General features: G+C 54.9%; 21 protein-coding genes. 14 read left to right on the forward strand and 7 right to left on the reverse strand.

Going from position 1 to position 25,741, the window contains the following annotated elements; translation table 11 throughout:
* Positions 1 to 14: 14 nt before the first annotated feature.
* From HNQ92_RS22250 to HNQ92_RS22295, 10 genes are all read left to right on the forward strand, one after another.
* Positions 15 to 1,703 (forward strand): RagB/SusD family nutrient uptake outer membrane protein, encoded by a 1,689-nt coding sequence (locus HNQ92_RS22250; RefSeq protein ID WP_184177474.1) that lies wholly within the window; start codon positions 15 to 17, stop codon positions 1,701 to 1,703.
* Between the two features lie 83 nt (positions 1,704 to 1,786).
* Entirely contained in the window at positions 1,787 to 3,340 is a 1,554-nt protein-coding gene (locus tag HNQ92_RS22255; protein WP_184177476.1) for a hypothetical protein, read from the forward strand.
* An 89-nt stretch (positions 3,341 to 3,429) separates the two neighbouring features.
* The gene (locus HNQ92_RS22260) at positions 3,430 to 4,494 is read left to right on the forward strand and encodes a nitrilase-related carbon-nitrogen hydrolase (protein ID WP_184177478.1); all 1,065 of its coding nucleotides are present in this window, start codon (positions 3,430 to 3,432) and stop codon (positions 4,492 to 4,494) included.
* A gap of 106 nt (positions 4,495 to 4,600) precedes the next feature.
* Complete coding sequence (locus HNQ92_RS22265) at positions 4,601 to 7,678, forward strand: PVC-type heme-binding CxxCH protein (RefSeq protein ID WP_184177481.1); 3,078 nt, start codon at positions 4,601 to 4,603, stop codon at positions 7,676 to 7,678.
* 197 nt (positions 7,679 to 7,875) lie between these two features.
* Entirely contained in the window at positions 7,876 to 9,231 is a 1,356-nt protein-coding gene (locus HNQ92_RS22270) for a DUF1593 domain-containing protein (protein WP_184177483.1), read from the forward strand.
* A 30-nt stretch (positions 9,232 to 9,261) separates the two neighbouring features.
* Positions 9,262 to 9,468 carry a hypothetical protein gene (locus HNQ92_RS22275; protein WP_184177485.1) on the forward strand — a complete coding sequence of 69 codons (207 nt, stop codon included), beginning with the start codon at positions 9,262 to 9,264 and terminating at the stop codon, positions 9,466 to 9,468.
* Between the two features lie 177 nt (positions 9,469 to 9,645).
* Positions 9,646 to 11,991, forward strand: coding sequence for a c-type cytochrome (locus HNQ92_RS22280; protein WP_184177487.1), 2,346 nt, complete (start codon positions 9,646 to 9,648; stop codon positions 11,989 to 11,991).
* 54 nt (positions 11,992 to 12,045) lie between these two features.
* Positions 12,046 to 13,464, forward strand: coding sequence for an enolase C-terminal domain-like protein (locus HNQ92_RS22285; protein WP_184177489.1), 1,419 nt, complete (start codon positions 12,046 to 12,048; stop codon positions 13,462 to 13,464).
* 41 nt (positions 13,465 to 13,505) lie between these two features.
* Positions 13,506 to 15,188, forward strand: a complete 1,683-nt coding sequence (locus HNQ92_RS22290) for a glycoside hydrolase family 140 protein (protein WP_184177491.1) — start codon at positions 13,506 to 13,508, stop codon at positions 15,186 to 15,188.
* Between the two features lie 69 nt (positions 15,189 to 15,257).
* Positions 15,258 to 16,781, forward strand: coding sequence for a sulfatase family protein (locus HNQ92_RS22295; protein ID WP_184177493.1), 1,524 nt, complete (start codon positions 15,258 to 15,260; stop codon positions 16,779 to 16,781).
* A gap of 102 nt (positions 16,782 to 16,883) precedes the next feature.
* Here the strand turns inward: HNQ92_RS22295 and HNQ92_RS22300 are convergent, their stop codons facing one another.
* On the reverse strand, positions 16,884 to 17,309 hold the full coding sequence (locus tag HNQ92_RS22300) for a winged helix-turn-helix transcriptional regulator (protein ID WP_184177495.1): 426 nt from the start codon (positions 17,307 to 17,309) through the stop codon (positions 16,884 to 16,886).
* Between the two features lie 94 nt (positions 17,310 to 17,403).
* Here HNQ92_RS22300 and HNQ92_RS22305 point away from each other — a divergent pair, with 94 nt between their 5' ends.
* The 4 genes from HNQ92_RS22305 (at position 17,404) to HNQ92_RS22320 (ending at position 22,215) form a co-directional block, all read left to right on the forward strand.
* Complete coding sequence (locus tag HNQ92_RS22305; protein WP_184177497.1) at positions 17,404 to 18,228, forward strand: SDR family NAD(P)-dependent oxidoreductase; 825 nt, start codon at positions 17,404 to 17,406, stop codon at positions 18,226 to 18,228.
* A gap of 185 nt (positions 18,229 to 18,413) precedes the next feature.
* Positions 18,414 to 19,193, forward strand: a complete 780-nt coding sequence (locus HNQ92_RS22310) for an alpha/beta hydrolase (RefSeq protein WP_184177499.1) — start codon at positions 18,414 to 18,416, stop codon at positions 19,191 to 19,193.
* Between the two features lie 613 nt (positions 19,194 to 19,806).
* Positions 19,807 to 22,014: a S41 family peptidase gene (locus tag HNQ92_RS22315; protein WP_184177501.1), complete on the forward strand. Its 2,208-nt coding sequence runs from the start codon at positions 19,807 to 19,809 to the stop codon at positions 22,012 to 22,014.
* A 6-nt stretch (positions 22,015 to 22,020) separates the two neighbouring features.
* Positions 22,021 to 22,215 carry a hypothetical protein gene (locus tag HNQ92_RS22320; protein WP_184177503.1) on the forward strand — a complete coding sequence of 65 codons (195 nt, stop codon included), beginning with the start codon at positions 22,021 to 22,023 and terminating at the stop codon, positions 22,213 to 22,215.
* A 21-nt stretch (positions 22,216 to 22,236) separates the two neighbouring features.
* Here HNQ92_RS22320 and HNQ92_RS22325 read toward each other — a convergent pair whose 3' ends face one another.
* The 6 genes from HNQ92_RS22325 to HNQ92_RS28535 form a co-directional block, all read right to left on the reverse strand.
* A complete protein-coding gene (locus HNQ92_RS22325) occupies positions 22,237 to 22,569 on the reverse strand; it encodes a nucleotide pyrophosphohydrolase (RefSeq protein ID WP_184177505.1) in 333 nt (110 codons plus the stop codon).
* Positions 22,566 to 23,555 carry an HNH endonuclease gene (locus tag HNQ92_RS29085; RefSeq protein WP_221307521.1) on the reverse strand — a complete coding sequence of 330 codons (990 nt, stop codon included), beginning with the start codon at positions 23,553 to 23,555 and terminating at the stop codon, positions 22,566 to 22,568. The genes HNQ92_RS22325 and HNQ92_RS29085 overlap by 4 nt, the downstream gene beginning before the upstream one ends.
* The gene (locus tag HNQ92_RS22335) at positions 23,549 to 23,665 is read right to left on the reverse strand and encodes a DUF1156 domain-containing protein (RefSeq protein ID WP_184177507.1); all 117 of its coding nucleotides are present in this window, start codon (positions 23,663 to 23,665) and stop codon (positions 23,549 to 23,551) included. The genes HNQ92_RS29085 and HNQ92_RS22335 overlap by 7 nt, the downstream gene beginning before the upstream one ends.
* On the reverse strand, positions 23,662 to 24,513 hold the full coding sequence (locus tag HNQ92_RS22340) for a nucleotidyl transferase AbiEii/AbiGii toxin family protein (protein ID WP_184177509.1): 852 nt from the start codon (positions 24,511 to 24,513) through the stop codon (positions 23,662 to 23,664). Before HNQ92_RS22340 ends, HNQ92_RS22335 begins: the two co-directional genes overlap by 4 nt.
* Entirely contained in the window at positions 24,485 to 25,486 is a 1,002-nt protein-coding gene (locus HNQ92_RS22345; RefSeq protein WP_184177512.1) for a type IV toxin-antitoxin system AbiEi family antitoxin, read from the reverse strand. Before HNQ92_RS22345 ends, HNQ92_RS22340 begins: the two co-directional genes overlap by 29 nt.
* A 61-nt stretch (positions 25,487 to 25,547) precedes the next feature.
* Complete coding sequence (locus HNQ92_RS28535; protein ID WP_221307522.1) at positions 25,548 to 25,730, reverse strand: hypothetical protein; 183 nt, start codon at positions 25,728 to 25,730, stop codon at positions 25,548 to 25,550.
* Between the last annotated feature and the right edge of the window lie 11 nt (positions 25,731 to 25,741).

The following is a 25,741-nucleotide window of genomic DNA, read 5'->3' on the forward strand; positions in this document are numbered from 1 at the left end:
CCTAACGCGCAATCATGAAAAGAACCTCTAAAATACTCACCGCAGCGCTCCTGTTGTCTTCTTTGTCGAGCTGCGACTTGACGGAAAATATCTACGACACGGCCATGTCGGAGACCTTCGTCAAGAGCCAGGAAGACGTCCCCTATGTACTCAATGGTACCTACAGCCTTTTGTCCAGTACCAATTTGTTCAAAAACGCCGTCAATAACCTCTACATCACCGGAGCCGACGACATCGTAGGCACGGGTACTACCTCCTCGGCTTTTTCGCAAAAGGTGTATTCGTCCTCGACCAGCAACTTCGTAAGCTCCTGGACGGGCTTTTTCCAGGTCATCAACAACGCCAACAAGCTGCGTGAAGACATGGAGCCCGTACCCATGAACGAAGCCTACAAGGCGCGCGTCACGGGCGAGCTGCTTTTCCTGCGCGGTGCGATGTACTTTGAGCTGGTGCGGCTGCACGGCGGAGTACCTCTGCGGCTGGAAGGCTCCAACGGCGGTACCACCGTCTTCAACGCTCCCCGCAACACCGTCGACGAAGTGTACGCCCAGATTTTCGCCGACTTCACCAAGGCCGAAGAGTTGTGTATTCCGTACAGCCAAATGCCGGCCATGGAGCGCGGCCACGCGACCAAAGGTGCCGCCCAGGCCCTGCTGGCCCTGGCGCACCTCACCTACGGCAACCAGCTGGATCTGCGCGGCGACAACGCCAAAGCCCGTGAGCACTACACGCAAGCACTCAGCTGGGCCAACCGCGTGATCCAGTCGGGCGAGTACAGCCTCATCCCGAACTACGCCGACCTCTGGGACGTAGAAAAAGAAACCGCCGCCTACCAGGAAGTGATCTGGAGTGTGCGGTTCACCCGCGACCCGCTCACCGCCGGAGCCAGCTCCAAGGGCTCCGAAATTACCAACCTCGCGCTGCCTCAAACGCTCTTCGGCCAGACCGGCTCCGGCGCGGCGGGTGGGGGTGCCTCCAACTACCGGATGCAGCCCTGGTTTTACAACTTCTACACCTCCGGTGATTTTGCCGGCGACTTCCGGGGCGAGGTATCGTTCCTGACCCGCTGGCCCTACCAAAACCAGGTGGGCGTGTACCGGCTGGCGTACCCGTTGGTCAAATCGGCTATTGATGCTCCCGAGTCGGTTGAAGCACAGCCGTACCTGTATAAGTACCGCGACCCCAAGGGCTTCGATAGCCGCAACCACGAGAACGATTTCTTCTTCATGCGCCTGGCCGAGATCTACCTGATCAAAGCCGAAGCCGAAAACGAACTGAATGGCCCCACGGCCGCGGCCTACGAGGCGTTCAATAAGCTGCGGGAAAGAGCCCGCAACGCTAAAGGTACGATGCGGCAAGTACCCCGCAACCTGGAAACGGGCCTGACGAAGGAGGAATTCCGGCTGAAGATTTTCCACGAGCGCGGCCTGGAGCTGGTGGGTGAAGGTCACCGCTGGTTTGACCTGGTGCGGATGCGCTACAAAGACAACAAACGCACCATGATGGAGTACCAGCTCGGCGAATTTGTGAAAACCATACCTCCCGGCTTGCCCAAATACAACGCCCTGCTGAACGTGTGGGAAGGCGGCCAGATGGACCCCACCACCATGCCCGCCTGGAACCCCAAGTTTTTACTCTTCCCGGTATCGGCCAACGAGTTAAACTCCAATCCGTCCTTTGGTCCGCAGAATCCCGGCTGGTGATTTTAGGTAGGGTAGATTTTGTCACTTAGGTACTCCTATCTATAAATAGGGGTACCTAATTCATCGTTGTTAACTTTCGTGCTATGCTACTTTTTCCCAACTGCTTTTTAAGTACCTCCTTTCTCCGACCTATATCCACCCTTTTGCTGGTGGCGCTGGGTACCTTTGGTACCCTGGCTGCCCATCCCGACAGCACCGCTACTCCAGCTCCCAAGCCAGGTACCTATACCGACAAGGTTGTGGCGCATTACAAAAAACAACTGACCCAGGGCCTGGACGAGTACGGTCCCAAAAAGACAGCCTTCTGGATGGCCAGCCTCGACACCAAAACGGGCAAGTACCCCGCCGCCCCCACCCGCCCGGAGCACATCCCGCAGCGCGCCTACCTGGACCGCTACGTCGACGCGCCCAAGGGAGCCACGCTCTACTGGGACATGCCCTCCATCGTGGCAGCCATGAACCTCTCGGCCTTGACGAAGGATGATTTTTACCGAAAATCCGCCACCAACTACCTCAACGCATTCATCCAACATTGCGTAGCTGACAACGGTACTTTTCTCTGGGGCAACCACTACTACTACGACGCCTACCGCGACAGCACCATGAAGTTTGGCTCGACGCCCGTGGCCGTTAATCTAAAGACCGAAAGCGGAAATCTGCACGAAGCGCGGCCCATCATACCGGCCTGGGATGTGTTCTGGAAGCTTTCGCCGGACGTAATCAAAAAGCAGCTCATCGTCAGTACCGAAAACCACCTCGTCGATCCCGAAACGGGCGAATTTAACCGCCACGCCGACCGCAAAAGCGACCACGCCTTCATCGAGGCCGGGGGTATTCTGGTGTACACCATGGCTTGGCTGTACGACAAAACCAAAGACCCCAAGTACCAGCAGACCGCCGACCGCATCGCGGTGTTTAGTTTTGATAAACGCGACCGCACCACGGGCCTCATTCCGATCAGCCCCATGCACAACCGCTGGGACCGCGACGTCACCACCACCGAAGCGGGCCTCTGGGCGTCCTGCGTACTGAAATCCGCCGAATGGGCCGACAAAGCCCACGCCGCCAAGTGGGTAGGTATGGCCGACGAAGCCATGACCGCCTGGCTCAAGTACAGCTTCGACGAAAAGAAACAACGCTACTACGGCATGTTGAACCTGGCCGACGGCAAACCCGTGTGGCGCACCGACAACTACCCCTACAAGCCCCAAAACTACGCCGACGTGTGGGAGCCGCTGTTCCCCACCCACAACTACCCCATTTCGCTGGCCGAAAGCTGCCTGATGCTTTACAAACACACCAAAAAAGAGCAGTACCGCCAGGCCGTGGACCGCTGGGTGACGACGATTCGGGAGGAGATGCCCGCCCGCCAGGGCAAAGGTGCCTACGCCGAGCAGTACGGCCGCGTGATCCACTTTCTGCTGAGCTGCCACGAGCAGTTGGGGGGTACTTCGTATAAAGCGCTGGCTACGCAAGTGGCCGACGAAGCCGTGCGGGTACTTTGGGCGCAGGATATGTTCCGGAGCCACCCCGGCGAAGACCGCTACGACGCCGTAGACGGCACGGGCATTCTGGCGCTGAGCCTGCTCTGGCTGGATTCGGGCAAAAAGCCGGACATGATGGGCCTTTATTTCTGAACTGAGGAGGTACCTTGAAGGCAAATAAGTGGAACCGCGCTGGTGGGTCATTTACAATTAAGTACCTGTACGTTAATGCATTCTTGAACATGGCACAAAATTCACGACGCGACTTTCTGAAAAAATCCACGCTGGGCGTATCCACGCTGGGAGCCACCACGCTGGGCGTATCCACGCTGGGTTTGACTGGACTTTCGGCCCAGGCGGAGGTACTTCCAAAGCCCCAGGTACCTCATCCGGCCCGCCAGGTGTGGGTAGCTACCCTCACCCAGCACAACATGGAAGGTACTTCCTGCGAGCAGGTGATCCAGGCGGCGCTGAAACAAATGGAAAACGCCCTGCCCTTCCGGCCCGACATCATCTGCCTGCCGGAGGTGTTTCACGTGGCGGGCGTCAAGGGCGGACGGCCCTCCATCACCCAAACCGCCGAAGATGGCAGCGGCAAGGTCATCGGTCCTTTCCAGGCATTTGCCAAACAGCACCGCTGCTACGTCATCTGCAGCGTCTACGCCCTGGAAAACGGCCGCTACTACAATTCCGCCTTTGTCATCGACCGCCAGGGACAGGTCGTTGGCAAGTACCACAAGATCCGACCCACCACCGGCGAGATGGACAAGGGCATTTCGCCCGGCCCGCTCGACCCGCCCGTCTTCAAGACCGACTTCGGTACCATCGGCATCCAGACCTGCTTTGACATTGAGTGGCCCGACGGCTGGCGGCGCCTGCGCCAGAAGGGCGCCGAGCTGGTGTTCTGGACCTCGGCCTTTGCGGGCGGCAAGATGGTCAATACCATGGCCTGGCTCAATAAGTACCCCGTGGTGTCGAGCACGCGCAAGGGTACCACCAAGATCTGCGACGTGACGGGCGAGGAACTGGCCGTGAGCGGTAGCTACAGCCGCTGGGGCGTGTGCGCGCCCATCAATTTGGAAAAGGTATTTTTGCACACTTATCCGTACAACCAGCAATTCCCGGCCATTCAGCAGAAGTACGGCCAAAAGGTACGCATCTATACGCTCCACGAGGAGGAGTTTTCCATCATTGAGAGCATGGACCCGGAGGTGAAAGTGGCCGACATCATGCGGGAGTTTAACCTCAAAACGCACGAAGAGCACATGCAGATCGCCGAAAACGAGCAAAAAAAATTCTGGCTGTAAAGCGTGTACCTCTGCCAATCTTTCCTACTTTTTGCCCAAACTACCCTAACCCCCAAGTACCCCTGCCCGCCGGGGTACTTGTACACGTGGCGACAAGACCTACCTCATGACCTCAAAAGCGCTGAAACTAGCGGTACTTATTGGCTTGCAGCTGGGCGTACTGGCCTGCCTGACAGCCAGGAAAAACAGCACTACCACTTCCCCCTTGGACCAGGTAGCGGGCAACGAAGGAGTGGCTCGCTACATGAAAACCTTTGAAGGCCGCGGGGCCCTGGCCGACGACTCCGAACCTACCGCCCCGGCGGAAGCGCTGGCGAAGTTCAGGTACCCCGACGACCTGGCGCTGGATCTGGTACTGGCCGAGCCCGCCGTGCGGCAGCCCGTGGAGGTGAGCTTCGACCACCGCGGGCGGCTCTGGGTGGTGCAGTACCACCAGTATCCGTATCCGCAGGGCCTGAAGGTGGTGAGCATGGACAACCATCTGCGGGCGAAGTTTGACAAAGTACCCGCGCCACCACCGGGAGCCACCAAAGGAGCCGATAAGATCACGATTTTTGAAGATACCAACGGCGACGGAACGTTTGACAAAACCACCGACGCCATCACCGGCCTCAACATCGCCACCAGCGTTATTCTGGGAAGAAACAAAGTCTGGGTACTCAATCCGCCCTACCTCCTGGCCTACCCCGACCCGAACGGCGACGGCCTACCCGACGGCCAGCCCGAAGTACACCTGGAAGGCTTTGGCCTGGAAGATACCCACGCCGTGGCCAACAGCCTGCGCTGGGGTCCCGACGGCTGGCTTTACGGCGCGCAGGGCAGCACCACCACGGCCACCATTCAGTCTGCCGTTTCCAAGAACGTACACTTTCTGGGGCAGGCCATTTGGCGGTACCACCCCGACAGCCGGGTGTTTGAAATCTTTGCCGAAGGCGGCGGAAATACGTTTTACATCGAAATCGACGACAAAGGGCGCCTCTACTCGGGCGACAACGGCCTGTCGCGCGGGCAGTACTACAAGCAGGGCGGGTACTATACCAAAAACATCGACAAGCACGGTCCGCATACCAACCCTTATGCCCTGGGAATTTTGCCCAATATGGCCCTTGAGGGCGACCGCAAGCGCTTTACCCACGCCTGGGTCAAGTACCAGGGAGGTACCTTGCCCGCCCGCTACCAGGACGCCATGCTGGCCCTGAACCCGCTGCACAGCTACCTCCAGCTTACACGCCTACAACCCACGGGCTCCACCTTCAGTACCCTGGACGAAGCCCGTATTCTGGAAACGACCGACCACTGGTTTCGGCCCGTCGACCTCAAAGTAGGCCCCGACGGAGCCGTGTACCTGGCCGACTGGTACGACAGTCGCCTGACGCACATCGACCCGCGCGACACCTGGCACAAAGCCAGTGGGCGGATCTACCGGCTGCGCGCCAGGGACGGCCAACCGGCTCCCAAGTTTGACCTAAGTACCTACTCCAGCGAGCAGCTCGTTGCGCTGCTGGGGCACCCCAACAAGTGGTTTCGCCAGCAGGCCCTGGTTCAGTTGGGAAACCGAAAGGATAAATCCCTGGTAGCTAGTCTACAAAGTACCCTCCGGGCCGACACCAGCCAGCTGGCTCTGGAAGCGCTCTGGGCCCTCCACCTGAGCGGCGGCTTCGACGACGCTACGGCCACCGTAGCGCTGGCCCACGCCAATCCGTACGTGCGGATGTGGGCCGTACGGCTGCTGGGCGACGCCCATCAAGTACCTCCCGCCCTTTCTACACAACTTACTCAGTTAGCTACCACCGAGCCGCATCCCGAAGTACGCAGCCAACTCGCCGCTACGGCCAAGCGCCTGCCCGGCCCCGACGCGCTGCCCCTGCTCAAAAACCTGATCAAGTACCACGACGATGCCGCCGACCGGGACATTCCCCTACAGCTGTGGTGGGCGCTGGAAGCCAAGGCCGAGTCGGACCGGGAAGCGGTACTGGCGCTTTTTGAAGACCCCACTTTCTGGGAACGAAAGGTCGTTTCGGGTACAATCCTGGAGCGCCTCATGCAGCGCTACCTCATGGCGGGCGGTCCGGCCAATGTGGCCAGCTGTACCCGCTTGCTCACGCTGGCCCCCAGCGCCGGGTACGCCAAGGTACTTTTGGCGGGCCTACAAAAAGGCTTGCGGGGTGCCGAAGCCACGGCTTTGCCCGCGGAGCTGCTGCAGGCGCTGCGGCCGTACCAGGCCGAGCTGCGGGAGGAATCCCTGGCGCTGGCGCTACGACAAGCCCAGCCCGACGCCCTACCGCAGGCGCTGGCCCTCATTGCCGACTCCACCACCGAGGAACGGGAGCGGCTCAGCTACGTCCGGATTTTGGGAGAAATCAATCAGCCCGCGGCGGTACCTACGCTGCTGAGCGTCGTGGAAAGTACCCATTCGACCGCGCCTCTGCGCCAGGCCGCGCTGCGCGCGCTGCAACGCTACGAGGCTACCGACATAGGCCTGCGGGTGCTGGCGGCGTACCCGGACAAGCTCCGGGTGGATCAGGACGTGCAGGCGGCGGCTCTGGCACTCTTTGCGAGCCGCACTACCTGGGCCCGCCAGCTGGTACAGCAGCTGGAAAGTACCCCGCCGCCCATGAGCCGGGACGAAGTACCCACGTCCACCATCCGGCAGCTCCAGCTCCTCAACGACCCTACCCTCCACGAAGCCATCCAGCGGCTTTGGCCCCAGGCCCGGCTGGCTACCTCCGCCGAAAAAACGGAGCGCATTGCGCAGATAGGTACTTTGATCCAAGCCGGTACCGGCGACGCGCAGGCAGGGCAGACGGTATTTACCAACCGCTGCGGAAGCTGTCACCGGCTCTTCGACCAAGGTGGCACCATCGGCCCCGACCTCACCGGCTACGACCGCTCCAACCTCAACTACCTGCTTTTTAACACCATCGACCCCAGCGCCGACATTCGGGAGGGCTACGTCAACTACCTCATCACGACGCAGGACGGGCGCACGCTCTTCGGAAAGATGAAGGCCCGCACGGGTACTTCACTGACCCTGGAGCCGCTGGGTGGTGAAGAAATGACGCTCCCGGCCAGCCAGATCAAAAGTATGCAGGCGCAAGAAACCTCCCTGATGCCCGAGCGCTTGCTCGACGGCCTCTCCGACCAGCAAATCCGGGATCTTTTTTCGTACATCATGAAGCGGTAAAGTACCTCTCGCCAGGGGGTACTTTACCAGAGGTACTTTGTATAAAAACTTCCTTCCTACCTGGCGCTACGCAGGTACTTTCTGCCGGGTAGTGAGGGTAGCGCCGCGCTTATTTTGCCTTTTAGGAAAAGAACGATACTTTTGGTACCGTTGCTTCCCACAGTGGCAGCAAACCCATTTTATCCTCACTTTCTGGCATGAAAACCTCCTTCTACGTACTTCTTTTCTTACTGGCGGGCTTCCTCTCAGCCCGTGCCCAAAGCAAGCCCTCGGTCATCGTGTTGACCGACATCGGCGGCGACAGCGACGACGAGCAGAGCCTGGTCCGGTTTCTGCTCTACGCCGATCAGTTTGATGTAAAAGCCCTTTGTGCCACGAGCCGCCTGGGACACGGGCACGACACCAAGCCGGAGATCATCCAGAAGCAGGTGGAGGCGTACCGGCAGGTATACCCCAACCTGAAGCTTCACTCCGCCGGGTACCCTACACCCGACTACCTCGCTTCGATCATAAAGAACGGCCAGGGCGACCCTACCGCCTTCGGAGAAGGCCATGACACCGAAGCCTCCGACTACCTGATTCAGGTTATAGACCAGGCTCCGGCGGATAGCCCGGTACACGTGGTCATCTGGGGTGGGCAGCGCGAACTGGCGCAGGCCCTGTGGAAAGTACAGAAGACGCGCTCGAAAGAAGAAGTAGCTTGTTTTTGCTGTAAAATCCAGGTCCATGCCATCGGCGATCAGGACAAATACCGCGACTGGATTCTGACCCATTTCAAAGAGATCAAGTACCTGGCCAACGGGTTTATTTTTCCGGGGAATTTCGGCTTGCGCGAAGTGGCGGTGTTTCGGGGCATGTACATGACCGGGGACCTCAGCCGGCAAAGCAGCGCCTGGGTTAAGGAGCATATTCACGGGCACGGGGCCCTGAGCGACTGCTACCAACTGAACGGCCACGGTACCGACGGCATGAAAGAAGGGGATACGCCTTCGTACCTCAACCTCATCACCAACGGGCTCCACTTTCCTTACATGCCGGAGTGGGGCGGCTGGGGCGGGAGGTTCCGGCGGCTGAGTGGTCATTTGTTTATCGACGCGCAGGATTTCCTGGAAGGTACCCTCAACGAGCGACACACCGTGGCGCGGTGGCGGCCCGCCTTCCAAAATGACTTCCGGGCCCGCGTGGCCTGGTGCGTGGAGCCCTACGCCAAGGCCAACCACAATCCGAAGGTAATGGTCAACGGCTCCGCTTTGGCGACTCCCCTGGTGGTCCCGGCTCAACCGGGCGACAAGCTTTCTTTCGACGCTTCGGGTACTTCGGACCCGGATCGCGACCGGCTCACGTATCATTGGTTTGTGTATAACGAGATAAGCGGCGGAATGACTAGCTTGCGGATGAGACGTACCTACGGCGGCAAAAAAGTTACTTTCCAGGTACCGGAGGCGGTTCCGGGTGGCGTGATCCATCTTATTCTGGAAGTCAGCGACAACGGTACCCCCTCGCTCACTTCTTACCGGCGGTTCGTGATTGACTTAAACCCAAGGATACAGTAAGCCCCGCTAACCCCGATTTCCAATCGGCGGTTGCATCACTCCGCGTTTGTAACGCCGGGAGGCGCTCCTCCCCGCGTGGAGACGCCCCGCGTGGAAACGCCCCGCGTGGAAACGCCCCGCGTGGAAACGCCCCGCGTGGAAACGCCCCGCGTGGAAACGCCCCGCGTGGAAACGCCGGGTATCAACACGCCCAACAAAAAGCATTTTATCACAAAGTACCCCCTCCTTCACCCTTAAACAACACAGCCACATCCCCAGAATTCACCAGAAAATAAAATTGTTTGTGCGGATAATTAAAAAAAAGATCGTCTTAGACTAAGTAAGTACCTGCTTTTTTAGACTCCTGTTAATAGGAAGTACCTAAGCTATACGGTCAACGATCCAAACCCAGCAAAACGACCCCGTCGCCGCCGCATGAATCCCCGACTCCGACCCCTACTTGGCCTCCTGTTGGTAGGGTTAAGCTTGATGGCCACCATCCGCTACCGGCCCGACCGGATCGAGCGTCCGCGCGAGGTATGGGCATTCCGGTCGGTGCTCGACCTGCGGCCGCGCATGCTCACGTTGGCGCTGGATTCGGCTTGCTACGTGGCCTACGACCTGCAACACTGCCGCCTCTACAAAGTATGGAAAGGCGGCGTGGCGCTGGAAGGTACCGTCTACAACAGCAAGAAAGAGATTCAGCCCAGCTCCTGGGGCGCGGCCTACTTTACCGACAGCCTCCAAACCTACCAGTGGACCGCCGAGCGAAACGGCCAAAACGTTTTCTCAAAAATTATACATAAAGGGTACTTTTTCAAAAACAACCAAATCTACCTCCAGTACGCCCTGGTGCTCAGCAGCGGTGATACGCTCTACGTGGAAGAACGGCCTGAATTTGTCCAGGACAAAAAAGGAAGGCCGGGCCTCGCCAGGCCGGGCCTCGAAAGGCTCTTCAAAACCAGCCAGGTACCCGCCGGGGTGCAGGTTTCATTAAAAACCCCCGGCGTTACCATTGCTTTGCTTTCTAACCAAAGTACCCGGCACGTTACCTACTACGCTCCCTTACCCGCTCAGTACCCGCCCGTGGCCCGCAAGGTATACGCGCACCAGGGCCAGTACCTGATGGAAAACAGCGACTGCCTCACCTGCCACGAGCTCGACCAGCAGGCCGTGGGGCCGTCGTTCCAGCAGGTGGCCCTGCGCTACGCCAACGACAAAAAGGCGCCCAGGTACCTGGCCGGGAAAATCCGGGCAGGCGGTACCGGAGCCTGGGGCAACGGCCTCATGAACCCGCACCCGCAGTTTTCCGACGCCGAGCTAAGTACCCTCGTGGACTATATTTTTACGTTAAAACCCAAAGAAAAAAAGGCCGAGAAAAAGGAAGAAAATACCCTCAAGCGCCCCCCACGCCCGGTGAAACCCGGCTACGGCGCGGCGCTGACGAGCGTACACCCGAGCTTCACGCTCAGCACGCTGCACCGGCCCGACTTTCTGCCCAAGGTAGGTAGTATGGCCTTCCGGCCCGACGGCCGCCTGCTCGTCGCCACCTGGGACCCGGACGGTAGTTTGTACCTGCTCAGCGGCCTGGAAAGCGGCGACAGCAGCCAGATCCGCGTGAAGCGCATCGCCACCGGCCTGGCCGAGCCGTTGGGTATGGAAGTGGTAGACGGTCAGATTTACGTACTGCAAAAGCAAGAACTCACGCACCTCATCGACCACGACGGCGACGAGGTCATCGACGAGTACCGGTCTGTATGTAGCAGCTGGGGCGTCAGCAACGACTTCCACGAGTTTGCCTTCGGGTTGGTGTATCAAGAGGGGTACTTTTACGCCACGCTCTCGATGGCCATGCGGCTTTTGCCCCACCAAAAGCAACTCCCCGACCGCGGCCGCACCCTCAAAATCGACCCCCGCACGGGTACTTTCGAGTCGGTCAACTACGGCCTGCGCACGCCCAACGGCCTGGGACTGGGACCAGACGGGGCCCTTTTTATCACCGACAACCAGGGCCAGTGGCTACCCGCCAACAAGCTCATCCACGTGAAGCCCGGCGAGTACCACGGCATGGGTTGGGCGCTGCTCGATTCCCTCCAAAAACCCACGATGGCGCTACCGGCCTTGTGGCTACCCGAAAACGAAATCGGGAATTCGCCCTCGGAGATTGTCCTCATCCCCGACGGCCCCTACCGGGGGCAGCTCCTGCACGGCGACGTGACGCACGGCGGCATCAAGCGCGATTTCCTCGAAAAAATCAACGGTGAGTACCAGGGCGCGGTGTTCCGGTTCAGTCAGGGCTTCGAGGCGGGCGTAAACCGGCTGCGCTGGGGCCCCGACGGCGCGCTGTACGTGGGGCAGGTAGGCATGACCGGCGGCGGCTGGAGCTGGAACGAAAAGCTGTACGGTTTGCAAAAAATAAAGTATAACGGCCAAAGTACCTTCGAAATGCTGGCCGTGCGGGCCCGCCCGCGGGGCTTCGAGATCGAGTTCACCGAGCCGCTCCCGGCGGGGTTCCAGGTACCTACCGCTGACGTTACGGTGCAGCAGTGGTGGTACCTGCCCACCGAAAAGTACGGCGGCCCGAAGATGGATCTGGAGGAATTGGCAATAAAAAAATGGACGCTCTCCGAAGACCGCCGGAAGCTGTACCTGGAGATACCCGGCCTGAAAAAAGAGCGCGTGGTGTACCTGCGCCTACCCGACGACCTGACAAGTACCCTCGGGCACCGGCTGTGGTCGTCGGAAACCTGGTATACGCTCAATCATATTCCGGAGAACTAACGCTTGCGTAGGTACCTGACCGCTCCTAAACCTGACTATTTTAACCTCTTTACTATGCCTGATCAAACCAACCTCCTGAATACGCCCCGGCGGGAATTTATCAAAAGCAGCGGCGCGCTGCTGGCCCTGGGCCTGGCTGGGTTCCCGGATCTTTCTTCGGAAAGTACCTCCCGAAGGAAGCCCATTACCATCCGGATCAAAAACGTGGCCTCCAACTTTGAGCGGGAGCCGCTGACGCCCTACCGCTTCAAGGGCAGCGCCATCACCGACAGCTGGCAAACGGCCGCGCTGCTGCAGTCGGAGAGTGGAACCCACAAGATCGGGATTGCCACGCAGGGGGTACTTTGGTCCGACTCCAGCGTCTTTGCGGCGCATTCCGAAAGCGCCGGCAACGCCCTCATGTACGCCATGAGCGAGCGGGCGCTGCAACTTATGAAGGGTACTTCCTTCACCGACCCGGTGGAGCTCCTGGACCGCCTGCTGCCAGAGGTACTTGACTACGGCAAGAAAATCACGCGCAATCCTAACCTGCGCAAGACCTTCGCCCTCAACGCGCTGGTGTGCGTCGACAACGCCGCCTGGCTGCTGTACGCCCACGAAAACAAGCTCACCCGCCTGGACGACATGCTCCCGGCCGCCTACCGGCCCGGCCTTTCGCACCGGCACGAGAAGGTAGCGAGCATTCCGTCGTTCAGCGTAGGTACCTCGGCCGAGCGCATCAAGCAGGCCGCCGACGAAGGGTACTTTATCATGAAATTGAAAACCGGCTCGGCGGGTACCCAAAAGGAAATGATCGAGAAGGACATCGCCTTCCTCACCGCCGTGCACAAGGCCATTGGCCACTACGAAACGCCCTATACCCAAAACGGCAAAATTCCCTACTACTTCGACGCCAACGGCCGCTACGAGCACAAAGATACCCTGATGCGCTTCCTGGACCACGCCAAGAAGATCGGGGCCTTTGATCAGATTGCCGTCATCGAGGAGCCCTTCGACGAATCCAACGAAACCTACGTGGGCGACCTGGGCGTGCGCGTGGCCGCCGACGAAAGCGCCCATACCGTCGAGGATGCCGCCGTCAAGATCGAGCAGGGGTACTCGGCCATTGCCGTGAAGGCCATCGCCAAAACCCTGAGCATGACCATGAAGATCACGCAGCTGGCCTACGAGAAAAAAGTACCCTGCTTCTGCGCCGACCTAACCGTAAACCCCATCCTGGTAGACTGGAACAAGGCCGTGGCGGCGCGGCTGCCGCCTTTTCCGGGCATGACGGTGGGCCTCCAGGAAACCAACGGCCACCAGTACTTCAAAAACTGGAATACCATGATGAGCTACCACCCCCGCGCCCACGGCAGCTGGACCAAAACCCAAAAGGGCGTGTACGTGACGGATAAGTCTTTTTACGAGCAAAGCGGGGGGATTCTGGAGCCCTCGGCGCATTACGAAAAAATGTTTGAAGCCCACCTCGACTAGCCAAGTACCTTTTGAATTACCTAGCCCTTGCATTCTTTACGATGAACCGACTTTCTTCTTTTTGTCAAGTACCCCCTGGCCCATCCAGGTACCTGGCAGCGGCGCGACTCCTGTGCCTCGTGGCGTTTCTAAGTACTTCCGCTTTCGGCCAAACGCCCCAGTGGATGAAGTTTGAAAAAACGTTTACCAGCCAAAAAAACTACGAGAACGTACTCTACGAAGTCAATTCCTTTACGGTAACGTTTAAGTCGCCCACGGGTCGGGAGCAAGCCATCCACGGTTTCTGGGACGGCGGCACCACCTGGAAGGTACGCTTCGCGCCCGACGAAGTAGGTACCTGGAGCTACACCACGCGCTGCTCCGACTCCCTCAACACGGGCCTGCACGGCCAGCGGGGTACTTTCGCCTGCACGGCCCCCAGCAGTCGCCACGCTATTTTTACCAAGGGGAGCATCATCCGGCCCAAGGCCAGCTACTACCTGAGCCACGCCGACGGCACGCCGTTCTTTTACGCGGCTTGCACGGCCTGGAACGGTCCGCTCAAATCCACCGACGAGGAGTGGAGTACCTACCTCAAAGACCGCGCCGCCAACCACTACAACGTTATCCAGTTTGCGGCAACGCAGTGGCGCGGCTGCGACAAAAACAGCCTGGGCCAGGTGGCCTTCACCGGCAGCGGGCGCATCGCGCTCAACCCGGATTTTTTCCAACATCTGGACAAAAAAATAGATGAGATAAACGCCCACGGCCTCATTGCGGCTCCCGTGCTGCTCTGGGCGCTACCGGCGGTGCAGGGCCGGGAGCTGAGCCCCGGCTACTACCTCCCCGACGACGAGGCCATCTTGCTGGCCAAGTACCTGGTAGCCCGCTACGGCGGCCACCAGGTGATCTGGATTCTGGGTGGTGACGCCGAGTACCTGCAGGGCTACGAAATGCGCTGGAAGAAGATCGGCCGGGCGGTGTTTGGTAAGCCACATCCGGGCGTCACCTCCCTGCACCCGCACGGCCGCTCCTGGATTGGCAAGGAGTACGGCCAGGAAGACTGGCTTGACATCGTGGGCTACCAAACCGGCCACAACAATAGCCCTTCTACCGCCACCTGGATCACCAGCGGCCCCGTGGCTTCTGAGTGGGCGCAAATTCCGCCCAAGGTATTTATCAACATGGAGCCCTGCTACGAAGACATCACCCCGGCCATCAACGCGCCGCAGGTACGCAACGCCAGCTACTGGAGCGTTTTTTCTACGCCCGTGGCGGGGATTGCCTACGGTGCCAACGGCATCTGGCCCTGGCTGCGGCCCGGCGAGGAAATCCTGAACCACCGCAAGCCCCACATCCTGCGCCCCTGGGACGAGAGCATCAAACTACCCGGCAGCGTGCAGGTGGGGTACCTGGCGGATTTCATGAACAAGTACCCCTGGTGGACCCTCAAGCCCGCGCCGGAGCTACTGGCCGAACAACCCGGCACCGCCAAGTCGCCGCAGTACATTTCGGTAGTTCGCTCGGATGATCAAAAACTGCTACTGGCGTACGTACCCGGTGCCGAGGACGCGCCCAAGGCCACCGTACGACTCCATAACGGAAGTACTTATACGTACACCGGACAGTGGTTCGATCCCGCCACCAACAAAACCACCGACGCCAAGCTCCAGACCCAAGCGGGCATCCTGGAAGCCACGCCCACCGGCCAGGGCGACCGGATTTTGATTTTAACCAGAAAATAAAAAAGATTGGAAGGGTACCTGACTGACCAAACGACCAGGTACCTCGACCGTATCAAAAACCAGTACCTTATGAAATGTATTGTTCTAGTTGCCACTTTCGGGCTGGCTCTGCTGGGTAGTTTGTCGCCCGTCCGGGCCCAGTCTTCTCCAAAAAAGCCCCCTCACGTAGTCATCATCATGGCCGACCAGCTCCGCTACGACGCCCTGGGCGAGTGGACGCCCAACATCAATCAGCTCAAGGCCGAGGGCGTGAGCTTCAACCGTACCTACTGCGCTTCGCCGCTTTGCGTACCCTCACGCGGGGCGTTTTTTACGGGCCTCTACCCCAACGAAACGGGCAGCCTCACCAACGGCCTGGAAGCCACCGAGCGGCAGCACGGCGAAGTCAAGAAGGGCATCCCGAATCTGTACCAAGTACTGGAAACGAAGTGGGATAGCTGGCAAACCGGCAAGCAGCACTTCATGACCGAAGACAAGCAGCACGACTCGCCAAATACCAAAACGACCTGGCTGAGCCTGGATAAGGGTTACAACGCCTACCTCAAAGCCAACGGCAAGGACCGTCCCGGTGGCGGGGGCTTCCGCGAAGACTACCCCGAGCAAATGAAAGATCGCTCCATCATTCGTCCCTACTCTACCCCCCAGACGGGCATGTATGAGCCGGGCTTCGACTTTTTCTTTGACGGCTACATTCTCAAAACCTCCCTCGAAGCGCTGAAAAAACGCGATACCCAGAAGCCCTTCCTGCTCAACGCCATGTTCCTGGCCCCCCACCCGCCGCTGGAAATCCCCGAGCCGTACTTCTCGCGCGTGAAAAACGTACAACTACCCGAAAACGTAGGGAAGTGGTCGAAGCGGCAGTCGCCGCTGCAGCTTTACAACATCCCCGGCTACCTGGGCAACCGCTACACCCGCGACGACTGGGCTAAGATCTGGCCCGTGTACCTGGGGCTGGTCAATCTGCTGGACGACGCCGTGGGACAGCTCGTGGCCGAGCTCAAGCGGCAGGGTATGTACGACAACACGATCATCGTCTTCACCGCCGACCACGGCGAAATGCTCGGCTCGCACCGCATGTGGCAAAAAATGTGCATGTACGAAGAATCCGCGCGGGTACCTTTGATCATCAAATTCCCCAAAGACTACACGCCCCAAGTCCGGGAGACCAACGAGCTGGTGAGCCATATCGACGTGTTCCCTACCCTCTGCGAGTACCTAAAGGTACCTTTGTTGCGGCCGGTGTCGGGCCGCTCGCTGCTGCCGCTCGTGCAAGGTCAAAAGCCGGGCCGCCAGCAGGTCTTTGTGCAGTACGACGGCAACGCCGCCCTGGGCAACTACCAGCGCTGCGTGATCGAAAACGGCTACAAGCTCGTGGTAGACCGCTTCAAGAACGAGCAGTACATGGAGCTCTACCACCTGGCCGAAGACCCGCAGGAGATGACCAACCTGGCCTTCGAGCCCCAATACCGGGACCGCGTCCTGGCCCTGCTCGGACAGCTCGAAAAGCACATGACCGCCACCGGCGACCGCCTTAGCCTCTCCCCCGCCGACTACACCAAGTTCCTCGACGATTATAAAGAATACCGCCGCTAAAAGGTTGCTTTCCCAAAAAAGTCACCTCTACTGAAAGGAAAGAAGATGCCGATTCAGAGGGTGAAGCAAAAAAGTCCCCCTCTACTGAAAGGAGAGGGGGATTTAGGGGGTGAGGTCCCCAAGTACCTGCTCCAGCTTTTTGGCCAGTTCTTCTTCCTCATTCTCCTCCTGTTCGGTTTGGTTTTTAGCATGGTGGTAGCGCCCCCAGGCCGATATGCTCTCCAGCATTGGCTTCATGGAAAGCCCCTCCTCCGTCAGTTCGTACTCGACCCTGGGGGGTACTTCGGCGTACACGATCCGCCGCACCAGCCCGTCTTTTTCCAGCTCTCGCAGTTGTAGTACCAGCATCCGCTCCGAAATACCGGGGATGACCCTGCGCAACCTGCCGTACCGCATTTTGCCGTGCAGCAGCAAGTGCAGAATGGTCGGTTTCCAGCGGCCGCCAATCACCGAAAGCGCGTGGGCCGTGCCGCAAATGGCACGGATCGTCTCCAGGTTGTGCTGGTTGGTAGAGTTCATTTTCTTCATTACTTCCCTTTTTGTTAGTACTTAACAATTTTGTAAGTACTTGATCTGGTAAAGGTACCCATCTACTTTTGTTCGATCAACTTTTAAGGGAAATATGACCCCTCAAGTACCCAACACCGCCCTCATCACCGGGGCCAACTCCGGCATCGGGCTCGAACTCACCAAGCGTTTGCTTCAGGAAGGATGGCACGTCCGGGCGCTGATCCGCTCCGACTTCCCCGCTACCGAAAGTACCCTTGCCCAGGCCCTCGCCACGGGGCAGCTGCGGACCTACCGGGCAGATCTGAGCCAACTCGGAGCACTGAAAGCCGTTCTGAAACAAATTATCGAGAAGGAGGAAAAAATAGATGTACTTTTCAATAACGCCGCCGTGTCGCTGGAGTACCTGAAGCCATCGCCTCAAAAAAGGGATCTGCACTTTGAGGTCAATGCGTTGGTGCCGTACCTCATCCTGAGGGAGCTTAAGCCGCTCCTGCTCAAAGGTACCTTGAAAACGGTGGTTAACACCTCCTCCAACGCGCTACTGATGGCCAAAAAATTCAACCCCCAAACCCTACAGTACCCCACTACCTTCCGGAAGATCACCGGCATTTATGGCGAATCGAAACTCGCTCTGTCCCTCTGGACCAGCGCCCTGGCCCCTTCGCTCCGGGCCGAGGGCATCACGATCCGGTCGGTTTGTCCGGGCGGCAACAAAACCCCCATGACCGGCGGCAAGGGCATGCCCGGCTGGCTGCTGCTGGTCCGGCACCTGTTCTTTTCGCATCCGCGGGTGGGTGCTGGCAAGCTCTACGCTGCCGCTTTCGACGCGCCCACCGGCGCTTTTATCAACAAGGGAAAAGCAACGCCGCTCCCCTTTGCACACCACGCCCCCGAAGTACTAGCGATGGTCGAGGAAATCTACCAAAACGAGTACTGATTCAATCCCAAAATCACGTAAAAAGCCCTCTTAAACTAAAAGGAAAGGCTGATTCAGACGGCAAATCATAAAAAGAAAACAAGTCCCCTTCTACTGAAAGAAGGGAGCGAGGTCTTGCGCAGGTAGGCACGGTTTTTAAGTATAGTCTTCTTCAAATTTACTGCTATACTTAAAACACAAAAACCATGAACAAGAACATTGTTTTTATCCACGGAATGTTCCAAAACGCGAAAAGCTGGGACAACTGGGTTGCCTACTTTAGCGAGCGGGGGTACCGCTGCGTCGCCCCTTCCTGGCCCGACCACGCGGGCGAACCGGTGCAGCTACGGGCCAACCCACCCGCGACGCTCGGAGACCTTTCCCTCGACGACGTCATTGCCGCCATGGAGCAAGAAGTACTGGCCGCCGACCGCCCCATCGTCATTGGGCACTCGGTGGGTGGCTTGTTGGCGCAAATCTTCGTCAACCGCAACCTGGTGAGCCGCGCCGTGGCGATAAGCCCCGTGGCACCCAACAAGATGATGACACTCGACTGGTCTTTCTTCAAAAACGTAACGGCCATTGCCAATCCGCTGGAGGGCAATTCCTACTTCGAGCAAACCTCGGAGAAGTTTCACGCCGAATTTTGCAATACCCTGAGCGAGACCGAAGCCTTGCAGGCTTTTGGGCAAACGGCCACTCACGACAGCCGCAAGGTACTGCGCGACTGCCTGGGGTCCTCGGGGCACATTGACCTCGACACGCCGCACGTACCTATAGCCTTCATCAGCGGCACCGAAGACCGGATCATCCCCCACGAGCTGGTCGAAAAAAACAGCGAGGCCTACAAAGACGCCGCCAGCCAAAGGGCCTATCGGGCGTTTGAAGGCCGCTCGCACTTCATTTGCGGCGAGCCCGGCTGGGAAGAAGTGGCGGAGTACGTCTATAACTGGCTGCAGCTACAACCTACCAGCGTACCCGCATGAAAAAACCCCTGACACCCAGGCTCACCGAAGCCGCCAGCCCGCCGCCAAGCGCTTTTTTACCGGCATTCTGCTGGCGGGTGGCATCAACGTCCTGTTGACCGATTATCGGGGTGGTACTGAGTAGAATAGTATCGTTTTAAACTTATCTTAGCTCGCCTTCGCATTTTTTCGTGCGGGGGCGGGCTTTTTTGTTGGAGTACGCATATTATGGTGTTTTATAAAGAACTAATTACAATAAAGCTTTTATTTACACTAGGGATTTCTGAAAAAAATGCCGAAGGCATGATAGGATTATAGATATTTAAAATACCTGGATCGAAACCCCGAATGGGGTGGCAGTAGTGAATTATGTCACCCTATTTGGGGTCTGTCAGGCTTGAATTCCTATTATTTCTATAAGCATGGCATCCTTTCAGCGTTATTATTTTTTACAAGAAAGCCCTGTATTTAACACTTAATTATATATTTACAGTTGTACAGATTCAATACCTATATCACTAGTGTTCAGTAAGTTGCAAACAAAAATAATTTTAGGCATTTGTTAATATTGGCAAGTGAATAGCCTACTTTAAAAATGGGCGGCTCTATTTTATTCTACATCCATTCTCTACACATGAAAAAAATACTAACACTGCTTCTCATAATAGCAACTTTAAGTGGCCAAAGCCAGCAGCTTGAAAAGTACAATCTGGGGTTTGAAAATCAAACAAATAAAGGAAATCTTCCAGACGGATGGATAAAATGGGGGAATTATGACTTGACCGTCGACTCGCTATCTCATTCTGGAAAAAAGGCTGCGAAAATAACCTCTAATGAAACTGGTAGCTCTTTTGGTAGTATTGCTTATAAAATACCTGCAAATTATACGGGTACAACTATCAAGCTTGAAGGCTATATGAAAATTAAAAATGTCGAAAAAGGTTTTGCAGGCTTGCTACTACGAGTTGATGGCAACGGAAGTGCTCTGGCATTTGACAATATGCAGAACCAAAATATAGCAGGAACCATAGATTGGCAAAAATATAGTATAACGCTCAAGTACCCCGCAGCAGCAGAAAATATATTTATAGCAGGAATACTGTCTGGCAAAGGAGAAGCTTGGTTTGACGATTTCACCTTGACCATTGATGGCAAGGATGTTCAAACATTAAATGAGGTTAAAAAAGAATTACCGAAAGCACAACTGGATAAAGAGTTTGACCAGGGCTCCCTAATGAAGTTTCCAGACTTAACAACACAAAAGATTGAAAATCTTGTGCTGCTCGGTAGAGTATGGGGATTTCTTAAATACTATCATCCTGAAATTGCAAAAGGAAATTATAATTGGGATTACGAACTTTTTAGATTCTTACCAAAGTACATTGAAGTTACAAACGATAAGCAAAGAAATGACTTTATCATCAAATGGATAGCCTCGCTAGGTGAATTAAAAAAATGCCTAGAATGCAAACAAACCGCTGAAAATGCAATATTAAAACCCGACTTAAAATGGATTGACAGCCAAGGAGAAGATTTAAAAAACACATTACTTAACGTTTACAACAACCGCTCGCAGGGTAAGCATTACTATATTGAGTTAGCCCCAAATGTGGGCAATCCTGATTTCAAAAATGAAAATGCATATTCAAGTATGCCATACCCAGATGAAGGATTCCGGCTTCTGTCTCTTTTTAGGTATTGGAATATGATAAATTACTTTTTCCCGTATAAAAATTTAATGGACAAAGATTGGGACATAAAACTCAGGGAATATATTCCTATTTTCTTAAATGCAAAAAATGAATTAGAATACGAATTCGCTACACTTCAGATTATTGGAGATATTCAAGATACACATGCAAATTTATGGGAGGGAGCAAATAAAGTAAATGAATGGAAAGGTAAATATTATCCACCTATTCACGTTCTATTTATAGAAGAAAAACTGGTAATAACAGACTATTACAATACTGAATTAAAAGATAAAATAGGATTAAAAATAGGCGATATAATTACTAAGATAAACGGTATAATTATTGAACAAATTATTAAAGAAAAGTCCAGATATTACCCAGCTTCAAATACACCAACCCAATTAAGAGATATTTCAGCAGATATTTTGCGTTCAAATTCTAATGAAATTGAAGTAACTTTCATTTCAGAAAAATCTGATAATCAGACAACAAAACTTAAGTTATATCCAAAAGACAGCCTCGATATATATCATTGGTATAGAAAAAGCAATGATAAATCCTTCAAAATATTAGATAACAACATTGGATATATTACACTACAAACTATTAAAGAAGGGGACATACCTGAAATAAAAGATACATTTAAAGACACCAAAGGAATAATAATTGACATCCGGAATTACCCTTCCTACTTCGTCCCTTTCAGTTTAGGCTCTTATTTCGTTTCCTCCCCGACACCCTTTGTAAAGTTCACAACCGGAAACATTGATAATCCAGGAGAGTTTACATTCACAAAAAATTTAGAAATACCAAGCCAAGGCAAAACATACAAGGGCAAGTTAGTTGTACTGCTCAACGAATTATCACAAAGCCAAGCTGAATATACCGCAATGGCTTTTAAAGCTGGAGCCAATACTACAATTATAGGCAGTACTACCGCAGGAGCAGATGGAAACATATCAACAATTTTGCTCCCAGGTGGACTTAGAACTATGATTTCAGGAATTGGCGTATACTATCCCAATGGTCAAGAAACGCAAAGAGTTGGCATAGTTCCAGACATTGAAGTTAAACCTACAGTTGAAGGAATAAGAGCTGGTAAAGACGAATTACTCGAAAAAGCCATTGAAGTAATTATAAAAGAATAAATCCCCATGAAACAACCCACACTACTAGCTCTATTCCTGCTCTCCATCCTAAGCGCTCATTCCCAAACAAAAAAAGAAACCGCATCCGAAGCGCAGAGCGACCAAGTACCCCTCCACCTGGATAAAGCGAACAAGGTGTGGCTGATGACCTACTTTCGGCAGCGCTACCCTACCCGGAACACATCGATAAGCTCGGGATGAAAGGGGTATGATTTCAGGATTTTATAGGTCGTCATACTTTTTGTTTGAACCTTTAGCTTTCTCCACAGGGTACTTTTGCGCGTTCCTTTTAAGTTTTGCCTCGATGATATCTTTTATGTTGAGATTATAGTGATCGGCAATAAGTAGCGCGGAATACAGTACATCCGCTAATTCTTCCTTGATTTTCTCAACATCCGCACCGTCGGCATTTTTCCACAGAAAAGCTTGTAATAGCTCCGAGGATTCGATAGTAAGGCATATAGCAAGGTTCTTAGGGTCATGAAACTGTTGCCAATCACGTTCATCCCGAAATGCTTTGATCTTTTCTATGATTGCCTCAATTTCTGTTTTCATCCTCGGTAAATGTTAGCGTTGTGCCATTCTATATATTTTTTGTCGGGCTTATCGGCATCGTTGATCGGAAGAATCAGCAAGTCTTTTCCATGGTACTGATAGTATTCTTTTCCATTCTCGAACTCCTCCTTTATTCTGTTACTTACCTCTACCTTGTAATCCCGGGTAACCGTTAAATAGCCATTGTCAAACAGTTTGTGCATATCAGAGCGGAGCAGTATACCGTTGGATGTAAGATGTGGTCCGGCCTCAGAATAGGATCTTATATGGGCTGCCTCGAGTACTGGTAGGGTTTTTTCGCCAGTGATACTACATCTTCTGGAATAGGCATCAGTGACTAAGATTCTGAATGCGCCCTGGCCAAGCCTGACTTTTGTTAATACTGGGTTTCCATAGGTTGGAAAAGGTGAATCTTCGACCGCAAAGGGGCTTAATGGGACTTGTTCTTCCACCATGTATTTATTTAGAAGTGCTTCTACCTGTAGCCATATTCCGTGTCCAATGGGTTCCTCCGTGCTATATGACTTACCCTGAACAATGCTGTTTGCCCAGTTGGACGGCGTTTCAATCCAATCCTCTTCCCTGAAAAACACCGGATTAGTCAGAACTACACATCCGATCGTCGGATTGATGTTGTGTTTATCAGATCGATAGTTTAGAATCATCTTGCTGAACTCATCAAAAGTAGCGCATCCATTCCGGTTACGGAAAGTATCCCAGGCGATTGATATCGGCAGCGTCGTATGGCTTGAAAAGAAACCAACTCCACCAATGGCATTCAGAGGTTTTTTGAGCTTGAAAAGGAACGGAGCACCGGGCGATAGTAACTTAAAGCTCACATTACCACTAGGTTGCCAGAAATTGGCATCCTCAGGGCTTATTTGGCTTAGGTACCGAAACCAATTATTATCTGTAACGCCTAAATATAGCTTCATAAAAATTACATTATATCCATCATATAAAGATATTATTTCTGTTGTTACCACAGGTGCAGCGTAGTGATATGCCCATGCCGAATGGACTTATCCCGCACGCTCTCAGCGGATATTTCTTTGATCGGGAGGGCAACTTCTATGAGTTTTTTGAGGGAGGTCATGGGGTATAACCTTGCTTCAATGCGTGTAAAATCAAAATATTATCTTCCAGTGTATTGTCAAAGTACTCGATCATAATCCTGGCTATCCCGCTGGTACGGGGATCCGCGGTATTGGCATCCAGAATATCGAGGACCCGCTGGTACAGCTGATTGTTTCGTTGGGCAATTTTCCGAATCTCGCGTCCCATTACCTGGGCGGCAATATGCCTGAGGTCATCGTTTTTATTTTCAAACAGGTCCGAGTGGTGGGTCCAGATTTCCTCGTCGTACAGATCAAAGAAATGGTTCAGGATGTCGCTGATGTCCTTAATGTCATCGCGACGGGCCTCCGGCCGGTCGTCCCAGGCGATGAGTTTCAGCAGCACAATACCCGGCAGCGTACAGAACTTGAACTGGTGTTCTCCTTCCAGAATCAACTCGGGCAGCCCTTCCTCGTAAATCTCTCCAAAGCCCGGCATGTTGATGGCCGCGAACCCCGTACCCATGACCCGTACGGTACCGTCCTCATCCGCAATAGCTCCAAAGGGCAGCAGGTCCACCTGCGTCTTGTCCTGCCAAACGAGCACGAAGGGGTTTTCCTGGTACGGAAAAAACCCTTCATGCCGGATGAGATACTCTTTGAGGGCCTCGTAGGTACCAGGTTGGTTGATGAGTACAGCAAAGTCAATGTCCCCAGTCGTGCGTCGGGCCTTTTTTTCCTTGATGCTCATCCAGGCATCCCGGGCCACGGCCCCCACCAGGTAAAAGTCTATGCCGAATTTTGAGAAGCCCCTTTCCAGACCCGCAAGCAGACCGTGCATTGTGGGGTTCTGCCGCAACTCACGAAAGTTCAGTTTGTAGGTACTCATCGTATACTTTTTGGGCGGTTTCGCTGCACCGCCGGTCATGACTATTGATCAGGTCTGCGTATACCAGCAGGGGTGGTACGGTTGGCTGATCGGCTTCCTGTCCCTGCCAGAACTTCCTGTATACCCGTACGGGGCCTTCCTCATCGGGAATGAGCCGGTAGTTTTTCATCAGCTCGCCGCGGCTTTCCTCGGTGTACAGGGTCAGCTCGGCGGGTTTCAGGTAGCCCGTCAGCAGTTCCCCGGCCGGTTCGCTTCCCCACAAGGTTTTAGGCGTATTCAGTTTTAGGTTTTTCCAATCGTCAAACCCGTCCCTGGCCACGAACCTGAACCGTCCCACGCTCAGGGATGGCTTCAGGGTCTGCCCGTAGGCCGCCGTCCAATGGCCCACTAGTTCATTCAGCCGCTGGAACTGGTATTCGTTCTTTGATACACTGACCAGGTAGCCTTCCTGCTTCAATCCGTTGATGATATGCGTGATATTACCAATGGACGTACCGGTTTGGCCGGCAATTTGCCGGTAGGGGAGGTTGATCAGTGCCTGGTCGCGCAGGAACGCAAAGAGAACCCGCAGGCCCGTCTTGGTAAAGGCACGGCTCCGGACCTGGGGCTTTACCTGCATGGGCTTATTCACCTCAATCCAGAACCACCTTTCTGGGGTTTTCAGGTAGAAGTTCCCGTTGGCTTCCAGGTAGGAGACGTTGTGGTTTCTCAGCTCCTCCTTGATCTTGGGATACAGCCGACCAGCTATGAGCAGAAAGGGCTGATGCGTTTCACTGAATGCAAAAATCTGGGGCAAAACGTGCTTTCCGAGCTCTTTTTTTACCTCCACATTAAATTGCAGTACACTTTCCCCAATCCTGACCCGCAAGGTACCATCCAGTCCCTTCTTTGTTTCTTTCTCCCATTTCCCTTTGAATTGGGTGGTTTCCAGGAGGTTTTCCAAGGCCGTATGGACGATCTGTTCCTCGGTCATGTTTACAAAATTTTAGTGTTTACACAAACGTAAACATCTTTTATTGATAAACAAAATGTACTCATAATTTAGCCCTCCACTCTCCCATTGGCAAAAAGTACTGCACCCCTTTCGGCTTCACCTGGAAGGTCAGCGTCTGGGCTAGGTTCTGGATCCGGTGTAGCTCAGGGGTACTTTTGCAGTTGATGACAATATACAGCCAGGCAGAATCACCCAGTTGGGCCAGGCGTAAGTTGATAGGCAATCGTTTTGGTG

It is taken from the genome of Rhabdobacter roseus, from assembly GCF_014202275.1.
Classification (GTDB): Bacteria; Bacteroidota; Bacteroidia; order Cytophagales; family Spirosomataceae; genus Rhabdobacter; species Rhabdobacter roseus.

Bases quoted from the DNA above. Each gene is read 5' to 3' on its own strand.
- HNQ92_RS22250 (WP_184177474.1), top strand. From the start codon at position 15: ATGAAAAGAACCTCTAAAATACTCACCGCAGCGCTCCTGTTGTCTTCT.
- HNQ92_RS22255 (WP_184177476.1), top strand. From the start codon at position 1,787: ATGCTACTTTTTCCCAACTGCTTTTTAAGTACCTCCTTTCTCCGACCT.
- HNQ92_RS22260 (WP_184177478.1), top strand. From the start codon at position 3,430: ATGGCACAAAATTCACGACGCGACTTTCTGAAAAAATCCACGCTGGGC.
- HNQ92_RS22265 (WP_184177481.1), top strand. From the start codon at position 4,601: ATGACCTCAAAAGCGCTGAAACTAGCGGTACTTATTGGCTTGCAGCTG.
- HNQ92_RS22270 (WP_184177483.1), top strand. From the start codon at position 7,876: ATGAAAACCTCCTTCTACGTACTTCTTTTCTTACTGGCGGGCTTCCTC.
- HNQ92_RS22280 (WP_184177487.1), top strand. From the start codon at position 9,646: ATGAATCCCCGACTCCGACCCCTACTTGGCCTCCTGTTGGTAGGGTTA.
- HNQ92_RS22285 (WP_184177489.1), top strand. From the start codon at position 12,046: ATGCCTGATCAAACCAACCTCCTGAATACGCCCCGGCGGGAATTTATC.
- HNQ92_RS22290 (WP_184177491.1), top strand. From the start codon at position 13,506: ATGAACCGACTTTCTTCTTTTTGTCAAGTACCCCCTGGCCCATCCAGG.
- HNQ92_RS22295 (WP_184177493.1), top strand. From the start codon at position 15,258: ATGAAATGTATTGTTCTAGTTGCCACTTTCGGGCTGGCTCTGCTGGGT.
- HNQ92_RS22300 (WP_184177495.1), bottom strand. From the start codon at position 17,309: ATGAAGAAAATGAACTCTACCAACCAGCACAACCTGGAGACGATCCGT.
- HNQ92_RS22305 (WP_184177497.1), top strand. From the start codon at position 17,404: ATGACCCCTCAAGTACCCAACACCGCCCTCATCACCGGGGCCAACTCC.
- HNQ92_RS22310 (WP_184177499.1), top strand. From the start codon at position 18,414: ATGAACAAGAACATTGTTTTTATCCACGGAATGTTCCAAAACGCGAAA.
- HNQ92_RS22315 (WP_184177501.1), top strand. From the start codon at position 19,807: ATGAAAAAAATACTAACACTGCTTCTCATAATAGCAACTTTAAGTGGC.
- HNQ92_RS22320 (WP_184177503.1), top strand. From the start codon at position 22,021: ATGAAACAACCCACACTACTAGCTCTATTCCTGCTCTCCATCCTAAGC.
- HNQ92_RS22325 (WP_184177505.1), bottom strand. From the start codon at position 22,569: ATGAAAACAGAAATTGAGGCAATCATAGAAAAGATCAAAGCATTTCGG.
- HNQ92_RS22335 (WP_184177507.1), bottom strand. From the start codon at position 23,665: ATGACCTCCCTCAAAAAACTCATAGAAGTTGCCCTCCCGATCAAAGAA.
- HNQ92_RS22340 (WP_184177509.1), bottom strand. From the start codon at position 24,513: ATGAGTACCTACAAACTGAACTTTCGTGAGTTGCGGCAGAACCCCACA.
- HNQ92_RS22345 (WP_184177512.1), bottom strand. From the start codon at position 25,486: ATGACCGAGGAACAGATCGTCCATACGGCCTTGGAAAACCTCCTGGAA.